15 protein-coding genes are annotated in these 15,523 nt (G+C 64.3%); 4 read left to right on the top strand and 11 right to left on the bottom strand.

The genetic code is table 11. The features are described from left to right. Positions 1-9: 9 nt before the first annotated feature. The 11 genes from IGS68_RS26660 to IGS68_RS26710 all read right to left on the bottom strand — a co-directional run bounded on the left by IGS68_RS26660 (position 10) and on the right by IGS68_RS26710 (position 10,328). Positions 10-2,406 (bottom strand): heavy metal translocating P-type ATPase, encoded by a 2,397-nt coding sequence (locus IGS68_RS26660; RefSeq protein WP_201075818.1) that lies wholly within the window; start codon positions 2,404-2,406, stop codon positions 10-12. A gap of 137 nt (positions 2,407-2,543) precedes the next feature. Further along, entirely contained in the window at positions 2,544-3,512 is a 969-nt protein-coding gene (locus IGS68_RS26665) for a F510_1955 family glycosylhydrolase (RefSeq protein WP_201075819.1), read from the bottom strand. Continuing rightward, positions 3,509-3,994, bottom strand: a complete 486-nt coding sequence (locus IGS68_RS26670; protein ID WP_201075820.1) for a hypothetical protein — start codon at positions 3,992-3,994, stop codon at positions 3,509-3,511. Before IGS68_RS26670 ends, IGS68_RS26665 begins: the two co-directional genes overlap by 4 nt. Before the next feature lie 12 nt (positions 3,995-4,006). Continuing rightward, positions 4,007-4,684: a methyltransferase family protein gene (locus IGS68_RS26675; protein ID WP_201075821.1), complete on the bottom strand. Its 678-nt coding sequence runs from the start codon at positions 4,682-4,684 to the stop codon at positions 4,007-4,009. Next, the gene (locus tag IGS68_RS26680) at positions 4,681-4,971 is read right to left on the bottom strand and encodes a DUF2933 domain-containing protein (RefSeq protein WP_201075822.1); all 291 of its coding nucleotides are present in this window, start codon (positions 4,969-4,971) and stop codon (positions 4,681-4,683) included. The genes IGS68_RS26675 and IGS68_RS26680 overlap by 4 nt, the downstream gene beginning before the upstream one ends. A 19-nt stretch (positions 4,972-4,990) precedes the next feature. After that, a complete protein-coding gene (locus IGS68_RS26685; RefSeq protein ID WP_201075823.1) occupies positions 4,991-5,677 on the bottom strand; it encodes a Spy/CpxP family protein refolding chaperone in 687 nt (228 codons plus the stop codon). Positions 5,678-5,811: 134 nt separating this feature from the next. Then, positions 5,812-6,150, bottom strand: coding sequence for a hypothetical protein (locus tag IGS68_RS26690; protein ID WP_201075825.1), 339 nt, complete (start codon positions 6,148-6,150; stop codon positions 5,812-5,814). Between the two features lie 228 nt (positions 6,151-6,378). After that, complete coding sequence (locus IGS68_RS26695) at positions 6,379-7,503, bottom strand: YVTN family beta-propeller repeat protein (RefSeq protein WP_228435197.1); 1,125 nt, start codon at positions 7,501-7,503, stop codon at positions 6,379-6,381. Between the two features lie 182 nt (positions 7,504-7,685). Further along, entirely contained in the window at positions 7,686-8,096 is a 411-nt protein-coding gene (locus tag IGS68_RS26700) for a hypothetical protein (protein ID WP_201075829.1), read from the bottom strand. A 160-nt stretch (positions 8,097-8,256) separates the two neighbouring features. Continuing rightward, positions 8,257-9,573, bottom strand: coding sequence for an ATP-binding protein (locus IGS68_RS26705; RefSeq protein WP_201075830.1), 1,317 nt, complete (start codon positions 9,571-9,573; stop codon positions 8,257-8,259). Between the two features lie 29 nt (positions 9,574-9,602). After that, a complete protein-coding gene (locus IGS68_RS26710) occupies positions 9,603-10,328 on the bottom strand; it encodes a response regulator (protein WP_201075831.1) in 726 nt (241 codons plus the stop codon). Positions 10,329-11,167: 839 nt separating this feature from the next. On the opposite strand from IGS68_RS26710, the gene IGS68_RS26715 reads away from it, so the two are divergent. From IGS68_RS26715 to IGS68_RS26730, 4 genes are all read left to right on the top strand, one after another. Next, on the top strand, positions 11,168-11,797 hold the full coding sequence (locus IGS68_RS26715; protein ID WP_228435199.1) for a DUF305 domain-containing protein: 630 nt from the start codon (positions 11,168-11,170) through the stop codon (positions 11,795-11,797). A 250-nt stretch (positions 11,798-12,047) separates the two neighbouring features. Beyond that, positions 12,048-12,248, top strand: coding sequence for a CopZ family metallochaperone (locus IGS68_RS26720; protein WP_201075832.1), 201 nt, complete (start codon positions 12,048-12,050; stop codon positions 12,246-12,248). A 251-nt stretch (positions 12,249-12,499) separates the two neighbouring features. Beyond that, positions 12,500-12,844 carry a hypothetical protein gene (locus tag IGS68_RS26725; protein WP_201075833.1) on the top strand — a complete coding sequence of 115 codons (345 nt, stop codon included), beginning with the start codon at positions 12,500-12,502 and terminating at the stop codon, positions 12,842-12,844. A gap of 228 nt (positions 12,845-13,072) precedes the next feature. Then, positions 13,073-15,517 carry a heavy metal translocating P-type ATPase gene (locus IGS68_RS26730; protein ID WP_201075834.1) on the top strand — a complete coding sequence of 815 codons (2,445 nt, stop codon included), beginning with the start codon at positions 13,073-13,075 and terminating at the stop codon, positions 15,515-15,517. Positions 15,518-15,523: the final 6 nt, after the last annotated feature.

A 15,523-nucleotide genomic window follows, 5' to 3' on the forward strand; every position in this document is an offset into this window, starting at 1 on the left:
GTCAGGGGTCTAGAGCTTGACCGTTCGCAGGCGCAGCGCGTTGCCCACCACGGATACCGAACTCAGGGCCATGGCCGCGGCCGCGATGATGGGCGACAGGGTCCACCCGAACAGCGGATAGAAGACGCCCGCGGCGACCGGCACGCCGAGCGCGTTGTAGACGAACGCCAGGAACAGGTTCTGACGGATGTTGCGCATCGTCGCCCGGCTCAGGACCCGCGCGCGGGCGATGCCGGCGAGATCGCCCTTGACCAGGGTGACGCCAGCACTCTGGATCGCGACCTCGGTGCCGGTGCCCATCGCGACGCCGATGTCCGCTTCCGCCAGCGCCGGGGCGTCGTTGACGCCGTCGCCCGCCATCGCCACCACGCGGCCCTGTGCTTTCAGGCGCTTGACGACCTGGTTTTTGTCCTCGGGCAGAACTTCGGCCTCGACGTCATCAATGCCGAGCTTGCGGGCCACCGCCTCGGCGGTGGTCCGGTTGTCGCCGGTCAGCATCACGATCCGGACGCCGTCGGCCCGCAGCGTCTCCAGCGCGTGCGGCGTGCTCGCCTTGATCGGATCCGCGACCGCGATCACGCCGCCGGGCCTGCCGTCGATCGCGGCGAACAGGGCCGTGGCGCCCTCGCGCCGGAGGTCGTCGGCGCGCGCCTCCAGATCACCGAGGGTGATGCCCTGGTCCTGCATCATCCTCGCGTTGCCGAGGGCCACCGTTCGCCCGCCAACCTTGCCGACCACACCCTTGCCGGTGACGGAGTCGAAATCGACGACATCCTCCACTGGCACGCCCCGCTCCTTGGCGGAGGCGACGATGGCCGCGGCCAGGGGGTGTTCGCTGGACCGTTCCAGGCTGGCCGCCAGCGACAGGACGGTTGCCTCGTCCATGCCCGGGGCGGCGACCACCGCCGTCACCCGGGGCTTGCCCTCGGTCAGCGTGCCGGTCTTATCGACGACCAGCGTGTCCACCTTCTCGAACCGCTCCAGCGCCTCGGCGTTCTTGATCAGCACGCCCGCGGTGGCGCCTTTCCCGACGCCGACCATGATCGACATGGGCGTGGCGAGACCGAGCGCGCAGGGGCAGGCGATGATCAGGACCGACACGGCCGCGATCAGTCCGTAGGCGAAGGCGGGAGTCGGTCCCCAGATCGCCCAGGCAATGAAGGACAGGATTGCGATCACGACGACCGTCGGGACGAACCATCCGGAAACCACGTCGGCGAGCCGCTGGATTGGCGCCCGGCTACGCTGGGCCTCGGCGACCATGGTCACGATCCGGGACAGCATGGTGTCCGCACCGACCTTGTCGGCGCGCATCACCAGGGATCCTGTCTGGTTCACCGTGCCGCCGATCACCTTGGAGCCGGGTTCTTTTGCTACCGCCATGGACTCGCCGGTCACCATGGATTCGTCCACGGCGCTGCGACCCTCCAGCACCTCGCCATCGACGGGCACGCCCTCTCCGGGGCGGACCCGCAGCCGATCACCGACATGAACGACCTCGAGCGGCACCTCCTCGTCCTCGCCGTCTACTCGGATGCGGCGCGCTGCCTTCGGCGCCAGGTTCAGCAAGGCTTTGATGGCGCCACCAGTCTGCTCGCGCGCCCGGAGTTCCAGAACCTGCCCGAGTAGCACCAGCACGGTAATCACGGCTGCCGCCTCATAGTAGACTGATACCAGACCCTCAGCACTGCGGAAACCTGCCGGGAAGATGCCGGGCAAAAAGGTCGCGACGAGGCTGAACAGGTAGGCGACGCCCACGCCCAGAGCTATCAGGCTGAACATGTTCAGGCTGCGGTTCACGAACGACCGCCACCCCCGCTCCAGCAGCGGCCAGCCGGACCACAGGACCACCGGCGTTGCCAGCAGGAACTGCAGCCATAGGGATGTCTGAGGGGAGATCAGGGCGTGGAGCCCGAGACCCGGCAGATGGGCGCCCAGCTCCAGAAGGACCAGCGGCACTGTCAGGGCGGCTCCGATCCAGAACCGCCGGGTCATGTCCACGAGTTCGGGATTAGGTTCACCCTCGACGCCGCCCGTGACGGGCTCCAGGGCCATGCCGCAGATCGGGCAATTGCCCGGTCCTTCCTGGCGGATCTCCGGGTGCATCGGACAGGTGTAGATAACCCCCGGCTTCGGTGCGGGATGACCCGCCTGCTCCGCTGCGGCCGGTTTGGCCGCTGGTTTCAGGTACTGCTCCGGATCAGCGGCGAACTTGTCGCGGCATCGTGCGGAGCAGAAGTGGAAGATCTCATTCCCGTGCCGCGCGTGATACTCTGTTTGTTCGGGATCCACCGTCATGCCGCAGACGGGGTCCTTCACCGTCGCCCGGTTCACGTGACCGGCTTGATGCCCGGTATGATGATGATCATGGTCATGATGTTCATGGCCTCGATGCAGGTCGGTCATTGCCGCTCCTTATCAGATGCTTGATGCCGGCGGCCTGGGCTGGATACTCCCCTCTCGGGCCGTCGAACACTTGCTCTAGCCTCCACCTTCCAACGATTGGAAGGTCAACAGGATTTGCGGGGACGATTTGATCGACGTCAGGACTGCAGCGGCTTCCATGTTTTGCCGCCGTCCCGACTGGCCAGGATGACGTTCTTGTCGGTCACCGCGTAGAGCCTCTCGGGATCGGTAGGATCGGCCGCGAAGTGCAGCAGGACGGATTCGCCGAAACCGCTTCCGACCGTCTGCCAAGCCAAACTCGGCTCGGTGGTCCTGAGCAGGCCGATACCGACCTGGAATGCATAGACCGTGCCGTTCACGGTCGTCGCGACCATGGTCGCCGGTCGCTGGACCAGGGAGGCGGCTTGCCAGGTCCTGCCCGCATCACGGCTGATCATCAGGCCGCTGCGGGTGGCGGCGTAGACTGTATTCGGGTCCTTCCCGGATGCCGCGAGGTCGAATATGTCAGCGGGTGGCTTGCCCGCCATCTCCCAGATCTTTCCGCCGTCCCGACTGACCTGGACGCTCCCATAGTGGCCGTACAGGATGTTCGGGTCGGCTGCGCTGACATCCATGGAATGGAAGTCAATAGGGCCATTAACGCCTGCGGAAACCTGCCTCCAGGTCCTCGCGCCATCGCTTGAGGACAGAACGCCCAGGTTGCCGCCCCGTTCGGGATGGCCGCTGGCGAAGAACGATCCGGGCCGGGCCGGGTTGGGCGTGAAGCCCATGTAGTCGTTCCGATTGTCGGATACCCGGGTCGCCGTGCCATCCGGGTTGGTCACCCAGACGCCATGGTGGGAGGCGAGATACAGTCGTGACGGATCCGTTGCATCGACGGCGATCCCATGCAGGTGGGAAACCTCCGACAGCCTCACCGTCTCGGCGGCCCGCACCGGCCCGGCGAGAGCGGCACCGAGGAGCAGGGTCCCGGTTGCCGCGGCCAAAGCCCTGACAAACAGCCTGCGCTGCACATCATTCATAGTCGATTTCCTTGTTTGTTTCGGGCCGCGTATCCGTCCCAGCGGTTCCCTTGCGTACAGCTTCGTACCGTCACGATGGGTCATGTCCGGATCCCTGCGGGATGACCAGGCTTCAGGACGCTCCGTCGGATATGCCAGAAGCCGAGTCCGGGAATGACCAGCCACTGGGCGAGTGGCGTCAGGCCGGTTCCCAACCAGGGCAGTGTCGGCATCAGGTCCGAGTAGGACCAGGATCGGCGGATCTCGATGTTGAGCCACTCACTGAATACGGTGTAGCCGAGGCCCAGGATGACCGTCATGGCCGCGACGGGCAGAAAACCCTCGCGCGGCCAGGCCGGTCGTCCGCCGATCAGGAGCGCCAGCATCAGCGACATGGTTGCGATCAGTATGTCCCCGCCCGTGCAGTGGACGGCGGCGAAGACGATTTCTGCCGCCGTGCCGGTCTGCCAGAGCGTGTAGAGCGGCATGTGAGCGAACTCCCAAATGAGACTGCCCAGGGCGATCACCACCAGGTATCGGCGGATCGCCGAAAGCCAGTCATCCGGAGGCATCCACATGACGTTCATTTGCCGAAATCCCTAGGCACCCGCAGCCCCGCCCTGTCTCGGTCCAGCGGCATTCCGACCGCCGAGGCGTGGAAACCAGGCGGTGGTGACGGCGGCGTAACGCCCGTATTCGGCTCCGAACGTCCGGGCGGCTTCGCGCTCCTCGGATCGGGCCAGACGCACGTACATGAGAACGAGCAGCGGGAACATCGCGAGCGTCAGGATGGTCGGCCACTGGAGCAGGAAGCCGAACAGAATGGCGATGAAGGCGATGTACTGGGGGTGCCGAACATAGGCATAGGCGCCCGTCGTGGCGAGCCGGCGGTGTCGCTGCGCCTCGAAGAGCACCTTCCAGGCCGCCGAGAGCAGGATGAAGCCGCCCAGGATCACCAGGTTGCTGAAGACGTGGAGGACGTTGAAGTGCGGATTGCCCTTCAGGCCGAAGATCGTTGACCAGAGGTGACCGGCATCGTGCGACAGCAGGTCCAGACCCGGATAACGGGTCTGAAGCCAGCCCGAGAGTAGGTAGATGGTCAGCGGGAAGCCGTACATCTCGGTGAACAGGGCGACGATGAAGGCACTGAAGGCCCCGAAGGAGCGCCAGTCCCGCGGCGATTGCGGCTTGCCGAAACTAAAGGCGAAGATGATGAAAATGGCCGAGTTTAGGATGACCAGCATCCACAGTCCGTAGGCCGGGGCATCGTGGGTCATGGCGAGCCTCTCTCGTTCAGGTCGGCGTCATCACTCCGGCTGGCGCGGTCGCCGTGTCCATGCCCGCCATGCCCACCGTGCCCGCCATGCATGAACAGGTGCATCAGCGGGCAGGCCGCCAGAAGCAGCCACGGCAGCGCGCCGAAAACGTGAGCCGTGTGCTCTGTCAGCAGGAAGAAAGCCGCCACCGCCAGAAAGCCGAGCAGAACGACGCCGCTCCTCGAGCGCCACCATGAGCTTTCCGGCCGATGCGTCTCGGCATTCCGATTGGCGTAATCGTGCGTCATGATTGCCTCCCTTGGCTGGTCACATCGTTCCCATGGGGCCGGACAGGAGTTGGTCGGCGATCTTTCGCTGCTCATCGGTCAGCGCGGCATAGAGGGGCTTGGCAGCAACCGCCAAATCGTTGAGGCTGTTCAGTCGGGCTGAAAGTGCCTTCTGCTGGAAGGCAAGGCGCTCCGGCCATGAGGATGGCATGCCGCCTTTTGTCATCTGTTCATGCATCGACTGGTGAGTCCTGGCGCTCTCCCGCAGGATGTTCGCGAAGGCCTCCCACTGTGGTTTCTGAGCGTCCGTGATCCTGAGTTCCGTCTTCAGGAAAGCGATCCGGCCCTCGACATGCTCGAAGGGCATGCCTATGCCGTCCTGCCGGCCCATCATCATTTGGCGCATCATGGGCATCATCTGCCCCATGTTTCCCATCATTCCCATGTCGCCCATCATTCCCATGTCGCCCATCATGTTGGTCTGGCCGCGCGGCTGCTGAGTGCCTGGTTGGACGACCATGCCGCTGCCCATGCCTTGGCCGGTCCCGGGGGCGTTGCCGGCCTGACCCGCATTCGGCACTTCCCGGGGCTGTGCTGCGCCAGTGCCGTCGGGATGGTGGGAGGTATGGTCCTGATCGATGGTTTGTGCCTGGGCAGCCGCCATCATGGCGACCAGCGCGAAAACCGGCAGCATTGTACGGGTGAGAGACAACATCGTGTCCTCCATCTGTCATCTGGGTCGAGGCTGCCCCGAACGAACTCCACACGGAGCGCCCGGGAGACGAGTTGCAGCCACATGGACCGGGTCCGATATCCTTGACCAAACCGAAATTCAGGTTGGGCGCGGACGGACTCGTGGCGTCAGATGATCAGACGTGGAGGACGCTGGGCGGGAGAGCTGCCGATGCCCTCGGGTATCATGGGTGCGGGGAGATGGTTGGCCATAACCAAGCGCGGGACACTTACCGCGACAGCGTCCGTGATCAGGCCGCCGTGCATGGTGGCGCACTGCGCCACGCTACAGCAGACGCCGCCCTCGGGGAGGCCCTCATCGGCACAAGGAGCCTGGTCGCGGTCACGGGTGGCAGTCGTTTCGTCGATCGTCACAGCCGCCGCGTGCTCGTGCGGGGCCGCGGACCGGTCGTAAGGCACCAGGATGGCGTGGCTCGGGGCGGCGTAGACGAGCAGCGTCGCCAGCATAAGCAGGCACACCATCGCCGTCCTGAACGTCGCCCACGATCCACGCCACATGGCGATTACTTTCATTCCCACTCTGGTGAAGGTGCCGCAGGTTCAGGCACCAGCCGCTCCGGCAGGTTAAGACGATGAACCGGCACATGCAATATTACGGCGTTCCGGGACAACCGCATTGATCGAGATCAAGAAAGCGGTTGAGGGTGCAGCTTGCGCTTGAACCAGCCCGACTACTCACCTCGGCATCGACCGGTATGTTACGCCGTTGGGACCACGCCCCACCGCGAAGGTTGTCAGGACCCGCCGTGTCGCGGTGTCGATTACAGAGACGGTGCTGTCCACGATATTGGTGACGAGGACGACGGCTCCGTCATCGCTCAGGCTGACACCATGCGCTCCTTTTCCAGTGCGAATAGTATCGATGACGCGACCGGCGGCCACGCTGATCACTGAGACGGTGTCGGCCGGTTCGGCGTCCGTGCCCTGGTTGGCGGCGTAGACAAAGCGCCCATCCGGTGTGGCGTGGACCTGGATCGGGTTCCGCCCGACTTCGATCGTTCCGATCAGGGTCCGCGAGGCGGTGTCAACCACGGCGACACGGTTTTCATCGCGCAGCGAGACGTAAACACGGCCGCCGTTCGGGGTGAAACCGACCTGAACCGGCGTGGTGCCGACCGGGATCCGCGCCACTTCCGTGAGCGAATTGGTATCAATGACGGACAGGCTGCCGTCCTGAACGTTGGCGACGTAGACCTCGCGCCCGTTCGGGCTTATCCGAAGTCCATGCGGATAGCGACCGGTAGCGATCGTCTTGACCACCGACATCCGCGCCAGATCCACCACACTGACGGTGTTGTCGCCAGCGTTGGTCACGAATGCCCGCCGACCGTCCGGCCCAGGGACGACATGGGCCGGATGGGCGCCGACACTGATCTCCCCGACGGGACCTTTGGCTAGGAACGCCGCATCGAAGACCAGCAGCCGTCCCTTGGTCTCACCCGCATCATGTGTGGCTCCGCCATGGCTGTGTCCGTGACCGTCGGTGACCGGGGCGCCGACCGCCAGAAGCCGGGTGCCGTCTGTCGTGATTTGGACGTTATGCGGCGAGATCGGGATCGGAGTCGTCGTAACCCGGGTGGTGGCGAGATCGATCGCGCTGATGGAATTGCCATGCTCATCGGCGGTGTAAACGAAGCCTCCTTCAATCACCATGGGAGTTTGTGCGTGGGCTGTGCCGACGGCAAGCGTCGCCACGACTGCCGCGACAAGCGGCAGCAGGGACAGTCGCCTGACTTCGTGGTCGCGGCCGGGAAGCGTCCCTTTCGAGTTGCGAGAAAATTGCGGAAAGTTGATGCTCATGATCATCCTGTTCACGTTCGCTCAGGCCCGATACTCGATGGTTGTCATCATACCGGTAGCCATGTGGTGGTGATCCCGAACGGCTCCCTGCGGAGATGCCGGGGACTTAAAGGCTATGGCCACGGGTGGCTGGGTCCGACGTCCGTTGCCGAACCTTGGCGCGGGCGGACTCACTCGTGGCGTCAGATGATCCGGCGGGGAGGGCGCAGGGCGGGAGGGCTGCCGACGCCCTCGGACATGGCGGGAGCGGGCAGATTGCTGGACAGGTCAAGGTCCGGGATGAGCGTCTCGACAGCACCCGCGGTCAGACCAGCGTGCATGGTGGCGCACTGCGCCACGCTACAGCAGACGCCGTCGTCGAGGCGGTCCTCATCAGTGCAAGGGGCCTGGTCGTGGTCAAGGACGGCAGTGGTTTCGTTGGCCGTCGCGGTCACCGCGTGCTCGTGCGGGGCCACGGACCGGGCATGAGACATCAGGCTGGCGTGGCTCGGGGCGGCGTAGACGAGCAGCGTCGCCAGCATCAGCAGGCTCGCCATCCCCGTCCTGAACGTCACCCACGACCCGCGCCACATGTCGATTACTTTCAGTCCCACTATGGTGATGATGCCATTGAGCAGACACCAACCGCTCCGTCAGGCTGATGCGACGGGTTGGCATCGACACCATGATGGAGGTTTGGAACAGCCGCCTTGATCATGATCAAGGAAGCCGTACAGGCTGCATCCTGCTCTCGAGGCCCTGCCTCCGGGACAGTCAGGAGACCCATGGGAGCGTAATCAAGGCGCGCAGCCCGCCGGACGGGCGGTTCTCCAGGACCAGATCGCCGCCATGCCCCCTGATGACCGACCGGGCCACCGTCAAGCCGAGACCGAAGCCGCCGGTTTCCCTGTTGCGGGACTCCTCAAGACGGTAGAACGGGTTGAACACCGTTTCCAGTTCGCTGTCGGGGATGCCCGGACCCTCGTCGTCGATCGAGATCACCAGACGGTCCGGCAGAGTCTCCAGGATCACAGTGGCGGAGGCGCCATACTTGACCGCGTTCCCGGCCAGGTTCGCCAAGGCGCGCTTCAGGCCGATCGGACGGCATCTCATCGTTGCCCCGGTGGGACCCCGGAAACACGCCGGACGCCCCGCATCGGACAAGTCGTCACAGATGGTCGCCAGCAGCGCGCTGATATCGACCACCTTGGTGTCCTCCCGTCCTCCATCGTCCCTGAGAAATGACAGCGTGGCGGACACCATGGCCTCCATTTCGTCCAGCTGGGCCACGATGCGGTCACGCTCTTCGCCCTCTTCGATGAATTCCGCGCGCAGCCGGATGGTCGTGATGGGAGAGCGAAGATCGTGAGAGATGGCGGCAAGCATCTGTGTCCGATCCGTTACCAGGGTGCGGATCCTGCCCTGCATCTCGTTGAACGCCATGGCAGCCTCCCGCACCTCTTCCGGCCCATGAACCGGCAGGGGCGGCGCTGTCACATCAACCCCGAGCCGCCGCGCCGCGCGGGCGATGCTCCTGAACTCGGCGGTGCAGACGCGGACCAGATAGATGGAGACGGCCAGGATGGCGAGCGACATCAACGTGGTCGGAACGATGAAGTGCCGGTCCTGCCTGTCCAGGGTGCTCAGTGCCGTCGCCCGAGCGTTGATCCAGCTTCCGTCGGGCAGCCTTGTCGATACCAGCAGAACATGGTCGGCGCCGTGTCCCTCCGCCGCGTAGGCGACGCGCAGGCCGTTGCCGTGGATCCCGGGAACCAGCTGCTGCAGGCGTCGCACCAGCATGTCGAGTCGGTCGTCTCGGGCGGACGCCTCCTCGACCAACGGAATGGCGCTCCAATGGGTGGTGAGGCCGCGGCCGGACAGGGAATGCGCGGCACTCTCGCGCTCCTCGGGCGGCAGGGCCATGACGGCTTGTTTGACCGCAGCAATCCGCTCGGCCGCGACCCGCTCATCAGCCAGGTCTGCCTGATACGACAGGTAGGATTGGTACCAGACCATGCTGAGCAGGTGCGACAGAGCCAGTGCTACCAGCAGGATCGCCACGGCACGGCCGACGATAGTGTTTGGCGCCATCAATTGCAGAGCCGCCACCACCCTCGCCATCAAGCTCGCTCGACATCCGCGGTGAGAACATAGCCGGACCCCCGTATCGTCTTGATGAGTGGCCTGGAAGATGTGTCGTCACCCATCTTATGCCTGAGACGGCTGACCTGGACATCGACGCTCCTGCCGTAGCCGTGGATGCGGTTTCGCGCGAGTTCCAGCAACTGGTCGCGGCTCAGCACCTGGCCGGGCCGCTCCAGAAAAGCGAGAAGCAGGTCGTACTCGGCGCCCGTGAGGGTGACCAGGGCTCCGGGCGGGGATGTCAGCTCCCGCCGGACGAGGTCCAGAGCCCATCCGGAAAAACGGTACTCATGCGGTGCCTTGACGATGTCGGAGTGAGAGCTGGCCGTGCGGCGAAGAACGGCCCTGATGCGGGCGAGGAGTTCTCGGGGGTTGAACGGCTTCGGGAGGTAGTCGTCGGCTCCCACCTCCAGGCCGACGATCCGGTCAGTTTCCTCGCTCATCGCCGTCAGCATGATGATGGGGATGTCGGGGTTCCCGGCCTCGGGCGATCGAAGTTCGCGGCAGAGCTTGAGCCCGTCGTCCCCGGGCAGCATCAGATCGAGGACGATGAGGTCGAAACGGGCGGCCTCGAGGGCCCGCCGCATCTCGGCTCCGTCCCGACAGGCGGTCGATCGGAATCCATGTCGCTCCAGGAAGCGGCCGAGCAGATCCCGGATTTCCTGATGGTCGTCAACAATAAGGATGTGGGCTGCGGTTTCCATGACATCTAGATAACACCTAGATGGGTGCTCTGATGCAGGCTCTTCTGCTTCAAAGAGTTTCTGTTTGTTACGAAGTGTTACAAGTGAGCCTGGGCGCGAAACGGCTAGACGATGTGGAATGTTTGAAGGGCACCAACCGGATGAGGAAGCCGTCATGAACATGGCCACGTGCTCAGACATTCTTGAAGGAGTTATCTGAACGAGATCATGTCCTTACTGAAAGCATCTTCTGTTTCGGACGCTGGAACGATATACGCGCTAGATCGCACCTCTATTACGGCTGGAAAGAAGAGGCGCTATGTTGGGTCAAGCCTTTACGTCAAACATTGGGAGAACATGAGATGCTAGCTCGCGAGATGATCGGAACACACCCTGAAGTAAAGGGGAACATCAATGATGCCCTGATCCGCTGCATCGAGGAGTGTTACTCCTGCGCCCAGACCTGCATCTCGTGCGCGGATGCCTGCCTCGCTGAAGACATGGTCAAGGAGCTTCGCCAGTGCATTCGGCTCAACCTTGACTGTGCGGACATCTGTGCTGCCACTGGATCGGTTGCGACTCGCCGTACGGGGTCGAATGAAGAACTGATCCGCTTGACGCTGCAAGCCTGCGCGGCCGCTTGCCGTATCTGTGGTGCTGAATGCGACAGCCATGCATCGATGCACGAGCATTGCCGGATCTGCGCGGAATCCTGCCGACGCTGTGAGCAGGCTTGTCAGTCAGCACTTCAGAGCATGGCCGCCTGATCGACTTGAGCGACCTCGTGGGGCCGTTCTCTGCGGGTTGCTCATCCGAGAGAAGACCGCACCCGGACCGGTTGCCGGACGGCGGACGAGGCCTTGTTCGGCAACGTCGTCACTGGTTCGAAGGCTCCGCACCGGCGGGTTGAACGGACAGGCGAGTATGGATCAAGTCTGGCAGCCTTGTACACCGGTGCCGGCATGCTGTGGCAGGCGCTCCAGGCATTTATCGTAATTAATTGTAAGGCGCATCAACCAGGGAGAATGAGCCTCATGCAGATGTCTTACTGGCGCTTCGCCGCAATGATCGCGACCTCAACCATCGTCATGTACGGCCTGATGTACCTGAATACCTATTCGTTCGAGCATATTTTCTGGAGCGAGACCCGCGCCTGGATGGCCCTCGTCATGGGGGCAACCATGTCCGTCATCATGCTCGGGTACATGCTCGGCATGTACAGGAATCGGACGATCAACCTCGTCATATTCGGAGGATCCATCGCGATGTTTGCCTTTGCGCTCTGGATCGTGCGCAGTCAGGCGACGGTGGATGATGTTGACTACATGAGGGCGATGATCCCACACCATTCGATCGCTATCCTGACAAGCGAGCGTGCGCAGATCACCGATCCACGAGTCCGTAAGCTCGCGGACGAGATCATCGAGGCGCAGGAGCGTGAAATCGCGGAAATGAAGTCTCTCGCTGCCGACCTGGAGGCGCGGGAATGATCGGTAAGTTCTTTCCCCGGGTCAGACCGGCACCTTTTCGTCAGATACTCGTACCCAGGCTGCTCGCGGGGTGCGGTCACAACGACGCACCGGATGACGGCTTGGAAGCCGTGCGAGCATCTGGAATTGCGAGGCTCGTGGCCGCGGAGGAAGCACTCTCGGCGGAGCATGAGCAACTCCGAAGAATAATCTTGACCTTCCAGCAGTGGGAAACCCGAGGCTGAGGCCATTATCCACGGAGGAGATGATCATGCTGAAGCTCAAAGTCGAGGGAATGACCTGTGGCCACTGCGCCCAAACCGTCACCAAGGCGGTCGAGGCCGTGCCCGCGGTCGAACGCGCTCTTGTGGATCTGAAGGCCGGCGAGGTGACTATCGAGGGCAGCGCCGACGAGCGCGCGGTTCGACAGGCCATTGAGGACGCCGGATACGACGTCCGCAACGCCGCGTAAAGGCATAGTGATAAGGCTTCCGGATGATCAGCATGATCATCCGGAGACCGAAAACCCGACAGATCAATGCCATAGGCATTGGTTGGAAGGTCATACCGACCGTTGGAACCGTTTCGGCATGACAAGGGAGCTGAGGTGACGCTGCGCGTTCCCAGGCTGCTCCGTTTCGGATGGGAACCGAACATCCGCGAAGGTTGTCCCGACGGCTGGCGGCTCCTGCTGGTTTTTGAACAGTGTCAGGGAGAGAGACGATGATGATCAGTTACACGCTACGGACCAGCGCTTTCGCCGCCCTTGCGGTGGGCTTGGCCGCCTGCTCCAGCGGAACAGCCCAGGCGCCACGGACGGCTTCACCGACCAGCCAGAGCGGGGCCATGGGCACCTCCGGCATGGGGCAGATGGACCACTCGCGCATGGGTCAGATGGATCACAACCAGATGATGCAGCACTGCCGAGCCATGATGCAGGGTGGCGGATCCGGTACGGCGCAGGGTGGCGGCATGGCGCACGGTGGCGGCGCCGGGAATTCCGGTGGCATGGGCCAGATGGATCATGCCCAGATGATGCAGCACTGCCGAGAAATGATGTCTCAGTAGTACGAGGGCGACGTACTGGCCCGCCGGCAGGATCAAGGTGGGCCAAGTTTTGCGTCCGTTGCGAGCACGGGAAGCGGCCAGCGCGAGCATTGCGCTGGCCGTTTTTTGTCAATTTGGCTACTGCCCTGGAGTTGCCACCGGTGAAACGCTCGATCAAGAAATCCTCTTGACCTTCCAACAGCTGGAAGGCCCATCTACATCTGCAGTTAGGGAGAACAGGAGCCATTCATGGCTTATGCAACTGCAAGGGAGCCGGTCGCGCCGCAGGAGCAGGTCGCGTCCGAAATAGATATCGGGATCGGTGGGATGACCTGCGCGTCGTGCGTCGGGCGCGTCGAGAAGGCCATCCGCAAGGTGGAGGGCGTCACGGACGTGTCCGTGAACCTCGCGACCGAAAGGGCGCGCGTCGCCTTCACCGATCCCAGACCGAATACTCAGGGCGTCGTCGATGCCATCGCCAGGGCGGGCTACGAGCCCGCTAAGGCTGAATTCGACCTCCGGGTCCAGGGCATGACCTGCGCATCCTGCGTCGGCCGGGTTGAGAAGGCGCTGAAGAGGGTGCCAGGCGTCTCCGACGCCGCCGTGAACCTCGCCACCGAGCGTGCGCACGTCACCGGACAGGGCATCGATGCTGCAGCCCTGGTCGCGGCTATCGAAAAGACGGGTTTTCAGGCCACCTCAGTCACCCAGGACAAGGCGACCACCGGGGCGCCGGACGAGGCGCAAGTGCGGAGCCGCCGTGAACTTCGCCACGTCCTGATCGGTGCGGCACTGTCGCTTCCCCTCGTAGCCGGCATGATCGGCGATCTCGCCGGTTATCGCATGATGCCGCCGGGCTGGGTCCAGTTCCTGCTGGCCACGCCCGTGCAGTTCTGGCTGGGCTGGCGTTTCTACAAGGCGGCATACAAGGCCGTGCGGGCAGGCACCGGCAACATGGACCTGCTGGTCGCCATCGGCACCACCGCGGCCTGGGGTCTCAGCGTTTACATGATGCTGACCGCGCATCCTGAGCACGGCATGCCGCACCTCTACTTCGAGGGTTCGGCCGTTCTGATCACCTTCGTGCTGCTGGGCAAATGGCTTGAGACCCGCGCCAAGGGACAGACGGCCGCGGCAATCCGCGCCCTGATGGATCTCCGGCCGGACACCGCCCGGGTGCGGCGGGACGGCACCGAGGTCGAGGTGCCGGTCGATCAGGTGAAGCAGGGCGACGTCGTGGTCGTCCGTCCCGGCGAGCGCATTCCGGTGGACGGCAAGGTGCTGGAGGGCGCCGGCAGTGTCGATGAAGCCATGCTGACCGGAGAGCCGCTGCCGGTCGAGAAGACAGTCGGCGTTAAGGTCACCGGCGGTTCCATCAACGTGGACGGCCTGCTCGCGGTGGAGACCACGGCGGTCGGCTCCGAGACCATGCTGTCGAAGATCGTGCGCATGGTCGAAGGAGCCCAGGCATCCAAGGCGCCGATCCAGCGCACCGTTGACCGGGTCAGCGCGGTGTTCGTGCCGATCGTCCTCGTCATCGCCGCGGTCACCTTCGCGGCCTGGTGGAGCGTTTCGGGCGATGCGGAAACCGCCATCATCACCGCCGTCTCGGTGCTAGTCATCGCCTGTCCCTGCGCGCTGGGCCTCGCGACCCCGACGTCGATCATGGTCGGCACCGGTGCCGCGGCCCGGCACGGCATCCTGATCAAGGACGCCGAGGCGCTGGAGCGGGCCCACGCCGTCACGGTCGTGGCTTTCGACAAGACCGGCACGCTGACCGAGGGCAAGCCTCGGGTGACCGACATCATCCCGGCGGAGGGCCTGGACCGCGCCGCCCTGCTTCGGCTGTCCGCCTCGCTCCAGCAAGGCAGCGAGCATCCGCTGGCGCGCGCGGTTCGTGAGCTGGCCGAGGCGGAGAGTATCGCTCCGGCTGCCCTGACCGACTTCAAGGCACTCGCCGGGCGCGGCGTATCCGGCTCGGTCGAGGAACGCTCGGTACAGTTCGGCACCAAGCGTCTGATGGCGGAGAGCGGACTGGAGGATGACGTTCTGGGGGGCAAGGCGGCGGAGCTCGAAGCGTCGGGCCGGACAGTTTCCTGGTTGGCCGAGATGGCTCCTGAGCGACGTGTGCTGGCGCTGGTGGCGTTCGGCGACACGGTAAAGCAGGCGGCTCGCGAGGCCGTCCGGGCGCTGCACGAGCAGGGCATCGAAGCCGTTATGGTCACGGGCGACAGCAAAGGCGCCGCCGAGGCCGTCGCGCGGGATCTGGACATTGATCGGGTATTCGCCGAGGTCCTGCCGGGTGACAAGGCCGACGTGGTGGCGACTCTCAAGCATGAGGGCAAGGTCGTCGCGATGGTCGGTGACGGCATCAACGACGCCCCAGCGCTGGCGGCCGCCGACATCGGTATCGCCGTGGGAACCGGTACCGACGTAGCGATGGCGACTGCCGGGGTGACCCTGATGCGTGGCGATCCGGTGCTCGTCGGCGGCGCGATCGACGTGTCCCGGCGCACCTACGCCAAGATCCGCCAGGGCCTGTTCTGGGCCTTCATCTACAACCTGGTCGGCATTCCGCTGGCCGCGATGGGGTTCCTGAGCCCGGTGCTGGCAGGGGCCGCCATGGCGCTGAGTTCCGTCAGCGTCGTCCTCAACGCGCTCACGCTGCGCGGCTGGAAGCCCCGGGGTACTTGAGAGGAG

This window comes from Skermanella sp. TT6, assembly GCF_016653635.2.
In the GTDB taxonomy this organism is placed as follows: Bacteria; Pseudomonadota; Alphaproteobacteria; order Azospirillales; family Azospirillaceae; genus Skermanella; species Skermanella cutis.